Below are 18,613 nucleotides of genomic sequence, written 5' to 3'. Positions count from 1 at the left end.
AGTGGTGGTAACTTTTGTTTTGGTTGGGTTACTACATGAAAAATGCAATCTTAATTGATTGCATTTTTTTATTTATTACAGTTTTTAAAATTATATAGATGCATTTAATATTCGCTGTTTTACTTCGTCGATATACGATCTTCCTATAACATATCTTAGACCTTCGATTTCAATGCTGTTGCCTTCAACAGCATCAATTTTATCAATAGCAATCGTATAAGAACGGTGTATTCTTAAAAAATCTTTTTCAGGTAATAAACCGGTGAAGTCAGACAAGGTACTGTGAATAATATATTTTCCGGTTAAAGTATTTATTTTCAGATAGTCTTTTAAACTTTCGATTACTAAGATTTCATTGAGAAAAATTTTCTTCATTCTCTTTTTGTCGATTTTGACAAAAATAAAAGGATTTTCTTTGTTTGCCTCCAGCGGAACTTTATTTGTATTACTGAGTCTTTTGTTAATTTTATTAATGGCCTTCATCAGCCTTGGAAATTCAATAGGTTTTACCAGATAATCTAATACATCCAGTTCATAAGTTTCAATGGCAAATTGATCATAGGCACTTGTTATTACAAGCAGCGGAGGATTTTCTAAACTTTTTATAAAATTAATACCATCCAGAACCGGCATATTTATATCTAAAAAAACCACATCAATAGCATTGTTTTTTAAATAATTTAAACCTTCTATCGAATTACTGAAGGTTTCTATTACTTCAAAATTTTCAATATGTTCTATGTGATTTTTAATAACATTAATAGCTAGTGGCTCATCATCTATGATTAAACAATTTACTTTCATTTGAGAATAATTTTTTTATAACGAAATAATTAGGGGGGTAAAGCCTTATAAAAAGGGCTTTAATCAGGTTCAGACACCTTAATTACAAGCCTTACAACAAAAATATTCTTTTTATTTTTAAATGAAAGCTTATAATCGTTTTTATTGTATCCTAGCTCAAGTCTTTTTTTTACGTTTTCAATCCCTATTCCGCTAGACATTTTAAAATTCTCTTTGTGTTTTGTAATTTCAGGCATCGGATTACTGACTTTAAAATCCAGTATGTTGTCTTTTATTTTAAAATCGATAGAAATCTTTACTTTTCCGGTATTTTTATTAACGCCGTGTTTAAACGCATTTTCAATAAAAGTAAGCAATAACACAGGGGCTATTTCTTTATCATGGATGTCGCCGGAAATAGACATGTCGATTTCTAGTCGTTCGTCATTTCGGATTCTTTCCAAATCCAGATAATTTTGGATGCATACAATCTCGTTTTCAAGCGTTTGTCTCTTGTTTTTTGTTTCATAAAGCATGTAACGCATCAATTCAGCAAGTTTGATGACGACTTTAGGAGTTTTATTTGACTTTTCGACAGATAAAGAATAAATGTTATTGAGGGTATTAAAGAAAAAATGAGGTGAGATTTGTGATTTTAAAAAAAGTAGCTCGGTTTCTAATTGTGACTTTTCCAGATCGGTTACTCTTTTTTGTTCTTTTAAAAAGTCAAATGTTATTTTAATGGCAGTAACAAAAGTGATTACGTAAAGTTCGCCCAGCATCATGTCAATACAATAATTCAGCGAAAAAGTGTCCATGTATTCTGGTCCTTCCGGCCATACATTATGGTTAATCAAAAAATAAGTAAGATTGAACTTGACAAGAACCATAAGGAATATAGCCGCTAAAATGGAGACTATATATAAAAGGTATTTTTTTTTGTAAACCAGATTGGGCATTAAAATCAAAATATTGAGATAACATAAACTCATATGTATAGGAAAACCCAGCAGATTTGTTTTTAACGAATAGATATAATCGTTAAAATAGCTTCCCCAGCGAAAAGTGTTAAATATAAAATACACTGACCAGAAAAGCACATGGTATCGTAATGGCAGTCGGTAAAGTTTGTTATTGTTAAAGAGCATAAGAAAATGTAGTGTTTGTTAGTTTTTTTTGATGTTTAACTAAGTTTATGTGTCATCCGTCTAAAATTATTCAGGTGGAAATCAAATTTATCTAAATTTAAAGTTAAATTAAGATTAATAGATATGAGGGATTTAAAAATAGCTGTTTTGTTTTTGATTTTAGCCAGCAGTTGCAAACTGAATGAAGACAAAAATAAGCATAAAGAACCGGTTTTTGTCAATCATGTTGATCCTTTTATAGGTACAGGCGGACATGGTCATACCTATCCTGGTGTTACGGTTCCTTTTGGGATGGTGCAGTTAAGTCCGGATAATGGGATTTCTGCCTGGGACTGGTGTTCAGGATACCATTACTCTGATTCTGTGATTGTAGGTTTTTCTCATTTGCATTTAAGCGGTACAGGTATTGGTGACTTAGCGGATATTTTGTTAATGCCCGTTAGTAAAAAAATCGATCTGACGGTTAATCCTGCATCGAGAGATGAGGTTCCGTATAAATCCTCTTTTAGTCACGCTAAAGAAAAAGCAAGTCCTGGATATTATCAGGTATTTTTAAGTGATTCCAAAGTTACCGCAGAGTTAACAGCAAACCAGCGTACAGCTTATCATAAATATACTTTTTCAAAAGGAGAACCTCAGGCTGTAATTCTGGATTTAGGTTATGCAATTAATTGGGACAAAGCTGTAAAAACAGCAGTATCTATTGAAGATAAACATACTGTAAGCGGATATCGTTATAGTACAGGATGGGCTAAAAATCAAAAAGTATTTTTTGTTGCCAAATTTTCTAAACCAATAAGCGAATATTTTTTAGCAGACAATCACAAAGCTGTTGATGGAATCGCTTCTGAAGGAGAAAAAACTTCGGCTCAGTTCTTTTTTGATACCGAAAACACAGAAGAGCTGTTAGTGAAAGTTGCCGTTTCATCGGTGAGTATTGCTAATGCAAAAGATAATTTAGATTCAGATGACTTTGATTTTGATAGTGTAAAAAAAGAAGCAATAAATAGCTGGAATACTTCTTTAGGAAAAATAGAAGTTGAAACTCCAATAGATTCTCTCAAAACTATTTTTTATACAGCGATGTATCATGCTCAGGTAGCACCGGTAACCTACAGTGATAAAAATGGTCAGTACAGAAGAGAAGACGACAGCATTATTACCGCTAAAAATTATACAGCTTATTCCACATTATCACTTTGGGATACGTTTAGAGCCGAAAATCCCTTATTGACTTTACTGGCTCCGGATAAAGTTTCCGATATTGTTAACTCCATGTTGGCCTATTACGAAACCAGAAAAATATTGCCGGTTTGGACACTTTCTGCAAATGAAACTAACACGATGACTGGCTACCATTCAATTCCTGTAATTGTGGACGCTTATCTAAAAGGAATTAAAGGTTTTAATGCCCAAAAAGCATACGAAGCGATGAAAGCGACGATGATGCAAAACGAACGAGGTTTAAATTTCTATAAACAATTTGGATACATTCCTTATAATTTACTGGATGAATCGGTAACGATTACTTTAGAATATGCTTATGACGACTGGTGTGTGGCACAAATGGCTAAAGCATTGGGCAAAGAGGATGATTATAATTATTTCCTGAATCGTTCTAAGGCGTATCAATATTTATTTGATTCGAAAACCGGATTCATGAGAGGGAAATCAGAAGATGGAAAATCATGGAATGAACCTTTTGATCCCAAACATTCCAATCACAGAGAACATACCGATTATACCGAAGGAAACGCCTGGCAACACAGCTGGTTTGTACCTCATAATGTAGATGATTTTATAAAATTGCACGGAAGTGATGCCATTTTTACGAAACGTTTAGAAAAATTATTCACGGAGAGTTCAGAGATTACAGGAAATAATATTTCAGCTGATATTTCGGGATTAATAGGACAGTATGCTCATGGAAATGAACCAAGTCATCATATTGCTTATTTGTTTAATAAGGCCGGAAAACCCTGGAGAACTCAATATTGGGTACGTCATATTTTAGATACGCAATACAATACTACACCTGACGGACTGAGTGGAAATGAAGATTGCGGACAAATGTCGGCCTGGTATATTTTCAGCTCTTTAGGATTTTATCCTATGAACCCTGCTTCGGGAGAATATGAAATAGGAAGTCCGATTTTTGAAAAAGCTACTATTACACTTGAAGGTGGAAAAACATTTGTAATTGAAGCCGAAAATGTTTCGGCAGCCAATTTTTACATTCAGTCGGCAACATTAAACGGAAAGCCATTTAACCAAACAACTATTTCGCACAAACAAATAACACAAGGTGGGATACTGCATTTTGTTATGGGACCTAAGCCAAATGAAAATTGGGGTTTAACTATTAAAAACAAAAAGTAAGTATGGACAGCATCGATTTGAGTATCATTATAATTTACATTCTTATTACTATCGGGATAGGAATCTGGATTTCCAGAAAAGCCTCTAAAGGTCTGGACGATTATTTTCTTGGAGGAAACTCCATCAAATGGTATTACCTGGGCCTGAGTAACGGTTCTGGTATGTTTGATGTTTCAGGAACAGCCTGGATGGTGGGGATTTTGTTTTTATACGGCGTTAAAAGTTTTATGTTTATGTGGTTATGGCCTATCTGGAACCAGATTTTTGTCATGATGTTTCTGGCTGTCTGGATAAGACGTTCCAATATAATGACGGGTTCAGAATGGATTTTAACCCGTTTTGGGAATGACAGAGCAGGAAAAGCATCGCATATTATTGTTGCTGTTTTTGCAATTATTTCTACTATAGGTTTTATTGCTTATTTCTTTGAAGGAATTGGTAAGTTTATGACTGTTATTTTACCCTGGGATTTGGCTTTGCATTTTAATGGAGATGTTTTACTTACTTCGGAGCAGTCTTATGCATTAATTATCATCTTCATGACTACTCTTTATACTATCAAAGGAGGTATGTTTTCGGTAGTTGCTACCGAAGTATTGCAATACGGAATCATGATTTTATCAGGTGTTCTTGTTGCCGGATATACACTTATTAATTATACAGATGTTCAGATCAATTCGATTATTACAGAGGAATGGAAAAATGTTTTCTTTGATATGGAATTAGGAAGTCACTGGTCAGGAAAATATGAAGCTTTTGATCAATTAATCAACACCGAAGGGTATAAAATGTTTGGAGCATTAGTAGGAATGTCTTTGTTCAAAGGTTTCTTTGCCAGTATTGCCGGTCCTACACCAAGTTATGATTTACAACGTATTCTTTCTACAAAATCGGTAAAAGAAGCAGCATATATGAGTGGTTTCACTAATTTGATTCTTTTTATTCCAAGGTATTTATTAATTGGCGGAATTGTAGTTATTGCATTAGTAACTCTTGCTCCTCAAATGATTGCCAATCCGAAATTAAGCGGAGCCGATTTAGAAATATTATTACCTACAGTTATTAATTTCCACGTACCGGTAGGAATCAAAGGTTTGTTGTTAGCCGGATTATTAGCGGCTTTTATGTCTACTTTCTCTGCTTTTGTAAATGCAGGACCTGCGTATATCGTAAATGATATTTATAAAAAATACTTTAAGCCCGTTGCTACCAGTGAGCATTACATTAAGATAAGTCATATTGCTTCTTTTGTTATTGTGGGACTTGGGGTTTTCATGGGATTTTTTGCTGATTCGATTAACTCATTGACTTTATGGATCACCAGCGCCTTATTTGGTGGTTATGTAGCTGCTAATTTTCTAAAATGGGTGTGGTGGCGTTTTAACGGCTGGGGCTATTTCTGGGGAATGTTTACCGGATTGATTGTTGCTTCATTACAATTCATTTTAGGGCAAAGTAAAGGGAGTTTTGAAGTGGGAACCTGGCTTTATGATTTATCAGAAATGCAGGATATTTATATGTTTCCTATAATTTTTAGTTTTTCAGTCTTAGGTTGTGTATTGGGGACTTTTTTTACAAAACCGACAGATACCGAAGTTTTAAAATCTTTTTATGCGAATGTAAGACCCTGGGGTTTCTGGAAACCTGTTTATAGTTTATTGCAAAAAGAAGATCAGGCTTTTGAAAAAAATACTGAGTTTGCAATGGATATGATTAATTGTGTCATCGGAATTGTATGGCAGTCCAGTATGATTGTACTTCCTATTTTTTTACTGATTAGAGATTATCCTAAAATGTTTGTGTCATTACTTATCTTTTTAATAACCTCTGTGATATTAAAATATACCTGGTTAGATAAGGTTCGAAAAATAAACAACTAGCTGAAAAACAAAAACAATATAATTAAAACAAAAATAAAATGAGCACTATTCCTTGGCAAGATAAACCTGAAAATAGCAACGATGTAATGTGGAGATATTCTAATAATCCAATCATTGACCGTTATGCGATTCCATCCTCTAACAGTGTTTTCAATAGCGCAGTAGTTCCTTTTGGAGATGGTTTTGCAGGTGTTTTCAGATGTGATAACAAAGCGGTTCAGATGAATATTTTTGCCGGTTTCAGTAAAGACGGAATCAATTGGGACATTAACCATGAGCCTATCGTAATGCAGGCCGGTAATACCGAAATGATTGAATCTGCTTATAAATATGATCCTCGTGTAGTTTTTATTGAAGACCGTTACTGGATTACCTGGTGTAACGGGTATAATGGCCCAACAATTGGTATTGGTTATACTTTTGATTTCGTAGAATTTTTTCAATGTGAAAATGCTTATTTACCTTTTAACAGAAACGGTGTTTTATTTCCGCAAAAAATAGATGGAAAATATGCGATGTTAAGCCGTCCCAGTGATAACGGACATACTCCTTTTGGGGATATCTGGATAAGCTTTAGCCCGGATATGAAATATTGGGGAGAGCATCGTTTAGTGATGAAACCAACACCATTTGAAGACAGTGCCTGGCAATGTACCAAAATTGGAGCTGGACCTATTCCTATTTTAACTGAAGAAGGCTGGCTGATGATTTACCACGGAGTAATTAATACCTGTAACGGTTTCCGTTATGCGATGGGAGCAGCTATTTTAGATACCGAAAAACCGGATACTGTAAAGTACCGAACACAGCCATATTTATTAGGACCGGCAGTAGATTATGAACAAACCGGAGATGTACCTAATGTGGTTTTTCCATGTGCTGCTTTACATGATACTGAAGAGGACAAATTAGCTGTTTATTACGGTGCAGCTGATACTGTGGTAGCAATGGCTTTTGGAAAACTAAGTGAAGTGATTCAATTTACTAAAGATAATAGTTTATAAAATGATGCAAGAAAGTAGTAAAATAATGTCTTCGCTTTTGTTTTTTTACTCTTTGCTGGGTTTTGCTCAGGCAAATGGCGAAATGATACCCCAAAAATATGTAGCTTATAAAACTTCTGAAACAATTGTAATTGATGGAGAAGCTTCTGAATCGGCTTGGGATAAAGCAGAATGGACAACTTCTTTTATCGATATTGAAGGAATTATTAAACCCAAATATGATACCAAAGTAAAAATGCTTTGGGATGAGAAGTATTACTACATACTGGCAAAAATAGATGAACCGCATGTTTGGGCAAATCTAAAACAACGCGATACTATTATTTTTTACAACAATGATTTTGAGGTTTTTATAGATCCTGATGGCGATGCTCAAAACTATTATGAGTTGGAAATTAATGCATTGAATACAGTCTGGGATTTATTTTTGAGCAAACCTTACAGAGAAAAAAATGTTGTTCTGAACGATTGGAATATGAGCGGATTAAAATCAGCAGTTAAAATCCACGGAACCCTCAATAATCCATCGGATACTGATGAAGGATGGGTTTTAGAAATTGCAATTCCATGGGCTGTATATCAAAAATCCTATGGAGAAGACAATGTGCCAAGAGATAATTTCTGGAGAGTCAATTTCTCAAGAGTCAACTGGCAACATACTATTGTTAACGGAAAATACGAACGCAAGAAAGATATTAAGGGAAAATTCCTTCCGGAGTATAACTGGGTTTGGTCGCCGCAAGGAGTAATCAATATGCACGAGCCGGAAAAATGGGCCTATGTGTATTTTTCTTCAAAAGAAATTGGAAATAGCGATAACTTTAGCATTCCGAAAGATGAAAAAATAAAATGGGAGCTGTTTAATCTGTACAGAAAGCAAAAATCTTATTATAAAACTCATAAATCCTGGGCTAAATCAATTAAGGATATTTCTAAAGAGACTATTGCTATAGATACAGTTATTGTAAAACCTTTTTTAGAGCATTATTCTTCCGGATATTCCATTTCGATAAAAAGTCCATTTTCTAATAAAAAATTTATTATTAAAGAAGATGGTCAGTTTTTGGAACAGAGCAATTAATCGAAGCAAATTTTTATAAAATAAATCTAAATGATGACTATTTCTAAACCTTTAAAAAAGTTCAGTTTTTTGGTACTGTTGGTAAGCATTTTTGTTGGCTGTTCTGCTGTAAAGGAACAAAAAAACACTCCAAAAGATTTAAAAAAAATAGCTTATGTTGCAGGTTATGAGGATTTTGATCCGGCAAAAGTGGATGCGACTAAGCTAACGCATATTAATTATGCTTTTGCCAATATTGTTGATGGAAATGTACAGTTTGAGTTGGCTACAGACAAAGCTAAAATAGAGAGTCTGATGAAGCTGAAAAAACAAAATCCAAAACTGAAAATTTTATATTCTATTGGAGGCTGGGTTTGGTCAGACCAATTTTCCAATATAGCTGCTTATAATGATTCAAGAGTCAAATTTGCTAAAAGCGCAGTGAAACTAATGAAATCGTACGGTTTCGACGGAATAGATATTGACTGGGAATTTCCGGGACAACGGGCAGAGGATAATGTGTTCCGGCCTTCAGATAAAGAGAATTTTACGTTACTGCTAGCCGAATTAAGAACACAGTTAAACGCAGAAACGAAACGGGATAACCAACCTTATTTGTTAACTATTGCTGCAGCCGCAGATCAGGAATACATCAATCACACTGATTTGGGAAAAGCACATCAGTATCTTGATTTTATTAATGTGATGTGCTACGATTTTTATAACGGATGGATGTATCAAACAGGACATCACGCCAATTTATTTCCTTCAGAATATGAAAAATTTGGAGGAAACAGTATCAGTCAGTCAATTACAATGCTTTTGAAAACAGCTGTTCCTGCTAACAAATTAGTTTTAGGAATTCCGTTTTACGGAAGAAAATGGACTGGAGTAGAGCCACAAAATAACGGTTTGTATCAGTCTGCACATTCAGGGAGTGAAATTATTGCAAGTTGGAAAATAGCTGAGGAATTAAAATCCGGAAAATTTGAAAAATTATACGATGATTCGGCGAAAGCCTCTTATTTATGGAATGCTCAGGACAAGATTTTTATGTCTTACGAAACACCAAAAGAAATTGAATTAAAGTCAAAATTTATAAAAAGTAAAGGTCTGGGTGGTGCTATGTTCTGGGAATATAGTCTGGATAATAATCAGGAGTTGTTAAACACACTTTTTAAAAATATGCAGTAAATCAGCAAAACATGAAATATACAATACTATTCGTAATAGCGGTACTTTTTTCAGCCTGCTCCGGCAAAGAAACAGCACAAGAAACTTTTGACTTTGGTGTATGGACAACAGCCGATTCTAAAAAAACAGATGAAGAGTATACAGCTGAATTCAAAAAATACAAAGAGGCCGGAATTGATGAGGTGTTAATAAATACGAACACAAATCCGGTTTTACTAAACAGATTAGTTCCTATAGCTCAGGAACAAGGTTTAAAAGTGCATGCCTGGATTATGACTATGAACCGACCGGGTGATTCGGTTGCCTTGCAACATCCGGATTGGTACATGGTGAGCCGAAGCGGGAAATCCTGTTTTGACGACCGTCCGTATGTGGATTATTACCAGTGGTTGTCGCCAAGTCATCCCGAAGCCCGCCAGCATATTTATGATTTGTTAGAAGCTTTAGCTAAGGTTAAAGGAATAGAAAGTGTACACTTGGATTACATCCGTTACCCTGATGTGTTTTTACCTGTTGGATTGTTGCCTAAATATAATTTAGAACAAAATACAGAACTTCCTGATTATGATTTTGATTATTCCGATGCCAGTGTAAATGCTTTTATGAAGGAATTTGGCAGAGATCCAAGAAAAATGGAACATCCTGAAATTGATATGGAATGGAAGCAATTTCGTTTGAATCAGATTAAAAATATAGTAGATCACGCTCAGGAAATTGCACACAAACACGGAAAAAAATTAACAGCGGCAGTTTTTCCTTATCCGGAAATGGCTGATCACATGGTGCGTCAACGCTGGGATAAATGGAATATTGATGAAGTATATCCTATGATTTACCATAATTTTTACAATGAAGAAATAAACTGGATTGGTTATGCTACAAAACAAGGGGTAACGGATTTACAAGGAAAACAAGCCCAAATAAATACAGGGATTTATATACCAGGATTACAATCTGATAAAGAGTTAAAAGATGTTATTCTTCTTGCCAAAGAGAACGGTGCCAAAGGCGTTTCTTTTTTTGACGGGAATGCATTAACAGCAGAAAATCTGAAAACAATCAAAGAAACAAAAAAGGCATTGAAATTATAATTGCAAACTAAATCTAAACACAAACCCTAACTAAAACTAAGACTATGTCAAACAGAAGAAATTTTATAAAAAAAACGACTTTAGGAACCATAGGCTTAGGTACTTTTCTGGGAGTCAACGGTATGGTTAAGCCGGAGGCTCCCTTTACAAGTATCATGGCAAAATCTAAAAAGAAACCTCTAATAATTTCAACCTGGAATCATGGTTTACCGGCTAATGCTGAAACCTGGAAACAATTAAAGAATGGTAAAAACGCTCTGGATGCTATAGAAGCAGGAATGAAAATACCGGAAGCCGATCCCAATGTGAGAAGTGTAGGGTATGGCGGTTATCCTGACAGAGAAGGTAAAGTTACCCTGGATGCCTGCATCATGGATCATAACAGTAATTGTGGTTCTGTTTCTTTTCTTGAAGGCATTAAGCATCCTATTTCAGTAGCAAAAAGAGTATTGCAAAATACACCTCATGTGATGTTATCCGGTCAGGGAGCTTTACAGTTTGCTTTAGCAGAAGGATTTAAAGAAGAAAATCTACTAACTCCGGAATCAAAAAAAGACTGGGAAAAATGGCTGGAAGAATCTAAATACAAACCCGTTATCAATATAGAAAATCATGATACGATAAGCATGCTTGTTATTGATGCTGATGGAAACCTTTCCGGAGGTTGTACCACAAGCGGAGCAGCCTGGAAAATGCACGGGCGTGTAGGGGATTCTCCCATAATCGGAGCGGGACTTTTTCTGGATAATGAAGTAGGTGCTGCTGCAGCAACAGGTTTAGGGGAAGCAGTCATAAGAACCGCAGGAAGTGCTATGGTGGTCGAATTGATGCGACAGGGAAAATCACCATTTGAAGCCTGTAAAGAAATCACAGAGCGTATTTATAATAAGCATAAAAATCATAAGGATATGGAATATTTACAGGTGGGATTCATCGCATTAAATAAAAATGGTGAATACGGAGCTTACAGCTTACGTTCCGGATTTAATTATGCCGTTTCTGATAATGAAAAAGGGCACCGAATGGAAGATGCTCAATTTAAAATGTCCTGGAAATAATTATAAAATACATTTGATGAAAATCAGTTTCTCAGCAATACTATTACTTTTAACAGTCTCTTTGTCATGTTTAGCACAGGAAAGTACTCCTTTCTGGTTAAATGAAAAAATAAATGAGGACAACAGGCTGCCTATGCATGCATCATATTATGTTTATGAAAATGAGGCTGTAGCCAAAGAAGGAGGATGGAAAAAGTCAAAAAATTATATCAGTTTAAATGGTGTCTGGAAGTTTAAATATTTCGAAAATCCTAATGATTTAACGGAAGGATTTGAGAACATCAATTTTGATGACTCTGCTTGGGATCATTTTAAAGTTCCTGCAAACTGGGATGTAAACGGTTATGGTTACCCTGTTTATACTAATACAACTTACGATTTTGAACCTGTAATTAAAGTAAATCCACCATTTGTTCCTACAACTTATAACCCTGTTGGAATATACAGAAAGACTTTTATAATTGGGAGTGATTGGTTGAAAAAGGCGATTTTGCTGCATGTAGGTGCAGCAAAATCGAACCTTAGCGTTTGGGTTAACGGCAAATATGTGGGTTATGGAGAAGATGGGAAATTACCTCAGGAATTTCAACTCAATGCTTTTTTAAAAGAAGGTGAGAATAGTATTGTTTTAAAAGTAATGAAGTGGAATGATGGTTCTTATTTAGAATGTCAGGATTTCTGGCGAATGAGCGGAATTACCAGAGATACGTATTTATATGCAAGAAATAATTCGCACCTGGTTGATTTCGAGATTATCTCTGATTTAGACAAATCTTACACAGATGGGAGTTTGAAAATAAAAACTTCCTTTTCTGAAATAAACAAAAAAGACAAATACACTTTAGAAGTTCAGTTAAAAGACAAGGAAACGCTGATTGCTTCTCAAAGTATTAAAATAGAGGCAGCGACAGAGAAAAACGTCTTTAATTTTGAGGTAAAAAATCCAAAGAAATGGAGTGCCGAAATTCCTAATTTGTATCAGGTTTATTTCTTTTTAAAAGATAAGAAAGGAAATATTATAGAGGTAATTCCACAGAATGTTGGTTTTAGAAAAGTAGAAATTAAAGGAGGCCAACTTTTAGTTAACGGCAAAGCCATTTATATAAAAGGAGTGAATCGCCAGGAAACAGATCCGGTTACGGGGCAAACCATTTCTAGAGAAAGAATGGAGCAGGATATTAGCATTTTAAAACAGTATAATATCAATGCGGTTAGAATGTCACATTATCCTAATGACGAATATTTTTATGAATTATGTGATAAATACGGGATTTATGTAGTTGATGAAGCCAATTTAGAATCCCACGGAATGGGGTATGAAATCACTAAAACCCTGGGGAATAATCCCAATTGGGAACTCGCACACTGGCAGCGCATCAGCCGGATGGTAGAAAGAGATAAAAATCATCCTTCGGTAATTATCTGGAGTATGGGAAATGAGGCCGGAAATGGTTATAACTTTTATCGTGCTTATTTGTGGCTGAAAAACAGAGATGTATCAAGACCTGTTCAGTATGAAAGAGCTTCAACTTCAGGCTGGGAAGGAAAAAGTATGAAATTTGAATGGAATTCGGATATTATTGATCCGCAATACAGTTCGCCTAAGGGAATGCAGGAATACATTGCTGCAATTCCTAATCCCGACAGGCCTTATATTTTAAGCGAATATGCCCATGCAATGGGAAATTCTATGGGGAATTTTAAAGATTACTGGGATTTGTTTCGAAAGGAAAAAAACTTTCAGGGAGGATTTATCTGGGACATGATCGATCAGTCTGTTTATAAAACCAGAGAAGACGGAACCAAAGTTTTTGCTTATGGTGGTGATTTTGGACCTAAAGGAGGACCAAGTGCCAATAATTTTCTGAATAACGGCGTTTTTAATCCGGAAAGAAAACCCAATCCACATGCTTTTGAAGCTAAGAATGTATTGCAGAATATATTGACTTCATGGGAAGATAAAGAACGGTTTTCGATAAAAATATTTAACGAGTTTTTCTTCAGAGATCTGAAGAATGTAAAACTAAACTGGACATTAGTTTTGGATGGTGTGGAAGATACAAAAGGCACTATCGAAGATTTAGCAATCCATCCGCAACAGGAAATATCCGTACAATTGCCGGTTGATTTACAAGGGAAAGAATACAAAGAAGCTTTTGTAAATATTAGTTACACTCTAAAAGGAGAAGAACCTTTTTTAACAAAAGGATTTGAAATTGCATCAGAACAATTGCATCTAAAAGGCAATTGGGAGAATAATCTTGCTGTTGCCGGTGATGCAAAAATAACTGTAGCCAAAAATGATCAATCAATTATTTTTAAAAGCAATCAGTCGGAAATCACATTCGATAAAAAAACAGGATTTATTAGCGGTTATATTTTTAACAAAGAAGCCATTTTAAAAGAAGGTTTTCAGTTGAGACCTGATTTTTGGAGAGCACCTACTGATAATGATATGGGCGCTAATTTTCAAAAAAATCTATTAGTGTGGAAACAGGCTATGGAAAATCCGGATTTGGTGAGTTTTGATTATGCTGTTGCAAAAAATAATAAAATGACAGCAAAAGCAATTTATAAACTCATTCCTGTAAACGCTGTTTTAGTATTGACTTATGAGTTTAACAGTAAGGGAGAATTGCTGGTAAACCAATCGCTAACTATTGCTAAAGACAAGGAAGTACCTATGTTGCCCCGTTTTGGAATGGAAATGATTTTGCCTGAAAATTTTGAAACAATAGCCTATTACGGTCGGGGTCCGATTGAAAATTATGCCGACAGAAAATACAATACTAAAGTGGGGTTGTATCATCAAACGGTTTCTGAGCAATACTATCCTTATATCCGTCCTCAGGAAACAGGAAATAAAACCGATTTGAGATGGCTGGAATTATCTGATGATAAGATAAAATTAAAAGTAGAATCCGATGAATTATTCAATATGACCGCCTTACATTATCTGACGGAAGATTTGGATGATGGTTTAGAAAAAGAACAAAGAAACGCAGCTGATCTTAAAGAAAGAGATTTAACGAGTTTGAAAATTGATAGTAAACAAATGGGATTAGGTGGCATTGACAGCTGGGGAGCCTGGCCCATGGAGAACTATTTGCTTAAAGCAAAAAACTATCAGTACCGGTTTAAAATTACACCAAGTTTAAAAAAATAAGTAAATGAAAATAGTAAATAAAAGCATTGTTGTACTTCTGTTAGCCATTTGTAACCTGACTATGGCTCAGAAAGTATTTACCGAAAAAGAAATTCATATTATTCCAAAACCAACTGAATTAGTGCGTTCGGAAGGAACGTTTGAATTTTCAGCACAAACAAAGTTTGTGGTAACCGACGATTCACCAAAACAAAGTGTTGCTTATTTTTTAGATCAATTTGAAAAGGCATCTGGATTCAGATTAAAGCGCGTAACCAAAAAATCTAAAAACAATTTTGTACAGTTTATAGTTGATAATAAGATGGCTAAAGATGCTTATAGCTTAAAAGTATCTGAAAAAAATATAATTATTACAGCTAAGAGCAGTATTGGTTTTATGTATGCACTGGAAACACTAAAACAATTATTGCCTGTTGCAATAGAAAGTGAAACAGTAATCACGAATGTAAAATGGGAAATTCCTACTCTTGCTATAAATGATAAACCCCGATACCAGCAACGCGGACTGATGCTGGATTTATCGCGTCACTTTTTTGGTAAAGATTACATATTAAAAACGATTGATCGCCTTGCCATGCATAAAATGAATGTGTTGCGTTTGCATATGGTAGACGATCAGGGGTGGAGAATGGAGATTAAAAAATATCCAAAATTAACTGAAATTGGAGCCTGGAGAGTCAATCAGGAAGATAAAGCCTGGAATGCCAGAGCGGTTAATGATCCTAATGAAAAAGGGACTTACGGAGGTTTCTTAACTCAGCAGGAATTAAAAGAAATTGTTGCTTATGCTGCAACAAAGAATGTGGAAATCATTCCGGAAATTGAAATGCCGGCACATGTGAGTTCTGCTATTGCCGCTTATCCTGAACTGTCTTGTTTTGGGACTCCTATTGGCGTGCCTTCCGGTGGTGTCTGGCCCATTACGGATATTTTTTGTCCGGGAAAGGAAAACACTTTTGAATTTATTGAGAATGTAATTGATGAAGTGATTGCTATATTTCCGTCTCAATACATTCATATTGGCGGGGATGAAGCTACAAAAGACCATTGGAAAACCTGTCCTCATTGCCAAAAAAGAATTAAGGAAGAAGGTTTAAAAGATGTCAATGAATTGCAAAGTTATTTGGTAAAAAGAGTAGAAAAATATATTAATTCCAAAGGCAAAAAAATGATCGGTTGGGATGAAATTATCGAAGGCGGTTTAGCTCCCGAAGCGACTGTAATGAGCTGGCGCGGCACAAAAGGTGGTATTGAAGCTGCTGAACAAGGACATGATGTCATTATGACTCCTGAATCTCATTGCTATTTTAACTTTTATCAGGGACCACAAAATGAGGAACCGGTAGCTTTTAATGCTTATTTGCCTTTGAGTAAAGTATATGAATTTGATCCGGTTGCCGATGCGATGAGTCCGGAAGTAGCGAAGCACATTTTAGGAGCACATGCTAATTTATGGGCAGAACATATTGATACTGATGCACTTTCTGAATACATGCTTTTTCCAAGATTAGCCGCTTTATCAGAGGTTTTATGGAGTACAAAAGAATCCCGTAACTGGGAGGATTTTTCGGCAAGATTAGAAACAATGTTCAGACGTTATGATGTTTTAGGAATTAATTATTCCAAAAGTTCGTATCTGATTACCGCTTCAAGCAAAGTGGATCTAAAATCCAAAAATGTTTTCCTGAGTTTAAAAAATGAATTTCCTAATCCTGATATTCGTTACGTAACAGCAGATAAAGATATTAATAATAAGGCTGTTCCATACACAAATCCAATAGAAATAAAAGAAACAACTTTGATAAAAGCTTCGTTGTTTAAAAATGACAAACCGGTAGGTAAAACTTATATCGACACAATTAAATTTCATAAAGCTGTTGCGGCGAAGCTGATTTTTAAAACTCCGTTTAATAAAAATTACAAAGGAGATGGCGATTTAAGTTTAGTGAATGTTATCCGGGGAACTAAAAATTTTCATGATGGTCAATGGCAGGCCTGGCTGGAGGATGACATGGAAGTAGTTATTGATTTAGAAAAAAATCAAGAAATTCAACAAGTAATTTTAGGAAGTTTAGAGAGCCAGGGATCCGGAATTTATTTTCCAACAGCAGTTACAGTTTTTGTTTCTAATGACGGGAAAAATTACACGGAAGTGGGTAAAATAAAACGTGCTTTTGCTCCTAATGTAAACGATGAGTTGTTGGACTTTAAAGTTGATTTTGATAAAACTCAGGCACGATTTATAAAAGTAGTAGCAACGAATTTAAAAAAGACCGCTTCGGGAGGCAGCTCATGGTTGTTTGCAGATGAAATTTTGGTGAATTAATAAAAAAGATAATAGATATAAATTAAAATAAACAAAGAATGAAAAAAAGAATAGCAATAATAGCCCTGTTGTTTTCCGTACAGTTGTTTTCACAAGCCATTTATGAAGACGAACGTTATATTCCGGAAACGGATCCTTTAGTTTTAGCTAAATTAGAGCAATGGCAGGACCAGAAATTTGGTTTGTTAATGCACTGGGGAACTTACAGTCAGTGGGGAATTGTAGAATCCTGGTCTATTTGTCCTGAAGATTATGGATGGTGCGAACGTAAAAAAGGAAGCAATCCATCTGATTATAATGCTTATGTAAAGGACTATGAAGATTTGAGAAAAACATTTAATCCGGTAAAATTTAATCCTGAAAAATGGGCAAAAGCAGCTAAAAATGCCGGAATCAAATACATGGTATTCACTACAAAACACCATGACGGATTTAATATGTTTGATACAAAATATTCAGATTATAAGGTTACTGATAAAGATGTGCCTTTCAGTACAAATCCAAAAGCAAATATTGCTAAAGAAGTCTTTGATGCTTTTAGAAAAGAAAATATGTGGATTGGTGCTTATTTCTCTAAACCGGACTGGCATAATGAGAATTACTGGGATCCTTATTTTCCTCCATTTGACAGAAATGTAAACTATGATCCGGTTGCTTATCCTGAAAAATGGAAAAAATATACTGATTTTACGCACAATCAAATCTTAGAATTATTATCGGATTATGGCAAAATAGACATCTTATGGTTAGATGGCGGATGGGTTCAGAAATTAGATAAAGAAGAAATAAAAAAAGGATATGAGGCAAAATTTGCTGAGAATGAATCAGGAAATGGATTCATAAAGCACAGAGTAGTAGATCAGGATATCAAAATGGACGAATTGGTTGATAAAGCACGTAAGAAACAACCGGGTTTAATTGTGGTAGACAGAGCGGTACACAGTAAAAATCAAAATTATTTGACTCCTGAAAACCGTGTTCCTGAAAAAACCTTACCTTATCCATGGGAATCCTGTATTACTTCAGGCGGTGGATGGTCTTACACTCCTGATGCTAAATATTTAACAGGAAGACAAGGAATTCATATGCTAATTGACATTGTGGCTAAAGGCGGAAATTTACTTTTAAATGTTGCTCCGGGACCGGATGGAGAATGGCAACAAGGCGCTTATGATTTATTGGCAGAATATGGTGCCTGGTTAAAAATAAACGGAAGCGGAATTTATAACACCAAACCAATTGCTCCTTTTAAAGAAAATAATATTTGTATGACTCAGAATAAAGCCGGAAATGTATTTTTGTTTTATATGGCTAAAGAAGGTGAAAACAAAATTCCTGCTGAAGTAATTGTAAAATCAATTAGTCCAAAAAAAGGAACTGCTATCACAATGCTTGGCTCTAAAACCAAATTAAAATGGGAAAAAGTTTCCGAAGGTTTCAAAGTGATTATTCCTGAAAGTTTACGAAATAATCTACCTTCAAAAGAAGCTTGGACTTTAAAAATTGAAAAAATAAACAGATAGT

At 34.9% G+C, this 18,613-nt stretch carries 12 protein-coding genes; 10 read left to right on the top strand and 2 right to left on the bottom strand.

What is annotated here, in order from left to right:
• Positions 1-90 precede the first annotated feature (90 nt).
• Both ABS764_RS12305 and ABS764_RS12300 read right to left on the bottom strand, forming a co-directional pair.
• Positions 91-804, bottom strand: a complete 714-nt coding sequence (locus ABS764_RS12305; RefSeq protein WP_408082100.1) for a LytR/AlgR family response regulator transcription factor — start codon at positions 802-804, stop codon at positions 91-93.
• Between the two features lie 59 nt (positions 805-863).
• Complete coding sequence (locus ABS764_RS12300; RefSeq protein WP_408082099.1) at positions 864-1,931, bottom strand: sensor histidine kinase; 1,068 nt, start codon at positions 1,929-1,931, stop codon at positions 864-866.
• A gap of 123 nt (positions 1,932-2,054) precedes the next feature.
• On the opposite strand from ABS764_RS12300, the gene ABS764_RS12295 reads away from it, so the two are divergent.
• Genes ABS764_RS12295 through ABS764_RS12250 form a run of 10 tightly spaced genes read left to right on the top strand, consistent with a single transcriptional unit; the run spans position 2,055 to position 18,612 of the window.
• Positions 2,055-4,310 (top strand): GH92 family glycosyl hydrolase, encoded by a 2,256-nt coding sequence (locus ABS764_RS12295; RefSeq protein WP_408082098.1) that lies wholly within the window; start codon positions 2,055-2,057, stop codon positions 4,308-4,310.
• A gap of 2 nt (positions 4,311-4,312) precedes the next feature.
• Complete coding sequence (locus ABS764_RS12290) at positions 4,313-6,190, top strand: sodium:solute symporter family protein (RefSeq protein WP_408082097.1); 1,878 nt, start codon at positions 4,313-4,315, stop codon at positions 6,188-6,190.
• A gap of 38 nt (positions 6,191-6,228) precedes the next feature.
• Positions 6,229-7,194: a glycoside hydrolase family 130 protein gene (locus tag ABS764_RS12285; protein WP_408082096.1), complete on the top strand. Its 966-nt coding sequence runs from the start codon at positions 6,229-6,231 to the stop codon at positions 7,192-7,194.
• Position 7,195: 1 nt separating this feature from the next.
• On the top strand, positions 7,196-8,275 hold the full coding sequence (locus ABS764_RS12280) for a carbohydrate-binding family 9-like protein (protein WP_408082095.1): 1,080 nt from the start codon (positions 7,196-7,198) through the stop codon (positions 8,273-8,275).
• Positions 8,276-8,305: 30 nt separating this feature from the next.
• Positions 8,306-9,448: a glycoside hydrolase family 18 protein gene (locus tag ABS764_RS12275; protein ID WP_408082094.1), complete on the top strand. Its 1,143-nt coding sequence runs from the start codon at positions 8,306-8,308 to the stop codon at positions 9,446-9,448.
• An 11-nt stretch (positions 9,449-9,459) separates the two neighbouring features.
• Positions 9,460-10,539, top strand: a complete 1,080-nt coding sequence (locus ABS764_RS12270) for a family 10 glycosylhydrolase (RefSeq protein ID WP_408082093.1) — start codon at positions 9,460-9,462, stop codon at positions 10,537-10,539.
• Between the two features lie 44 nt (positions 10,540-10,583).
• Positions 10,584-11,597, top strand: coding sequence for an isoaspartyl peptidase/L-asparaginase family protein (locus ABS764_RS12265; protein ID WP_408082092.1), 1,014 nt, complete (start codon positions 10,584-10,586; stop codon positions 11,595-11,597).
• A 16-nt stretch (positions 11,598-11,613) separates the two neighbouring features.
• Complete coding sequence (locus ABS764_RS12260; protein WP_408082091.1) at positions 11,614-14,763, top strand: glycoside hydrolase family 2 TIM barrel-domain containing protein; 3,150 nt, start codon at positions 11,614-11,616, stop codon at positions 14,761-14,763.
• A 4-nt stretch (positions 14,764-14,767) separates the two neighbouring features.
• Positions 14,768-17,089: a glycoside hydrolase family 20 protein gene (locus ABS764_RS12255; protein ID WP_408082090.1), complete on the top strand. Its 2,322-nt coding sequence runs from the start codon at positions 14,768-14,770 to the stop codon at positions 17,087-17,089.
• Between the two features lie 38 nt (positions 17,090-17,127).
• Entirely contained in the window at positions 17,128-18,612 is a 1,485-nt protein-coding gene (locus tag ABS764_RS12250) for an alpha-L-fucosidase (RefSeq protein ID WP_408082089.1), read from the top strand.
• Position 18,613 lies beyond the last annotated feature (1 nt).

Origin of the sequence: Flavobacterium plantiphilum (assembly GCF_046000495.1) — a bacterium.
In the GTDB taxonomy this organism is placed as follows: domain Bacteria; phylum Bacteroidota; class Bacteroidia; order Flavobacteriales; family Flavobacteriaceae; genus Flavobacterium; species Flavobacterium plantiphilum.
Note: the sequence above shows the minus strand (reverse complement) of the source record. Positions and strands in the feature narration are given on the sequence as shown.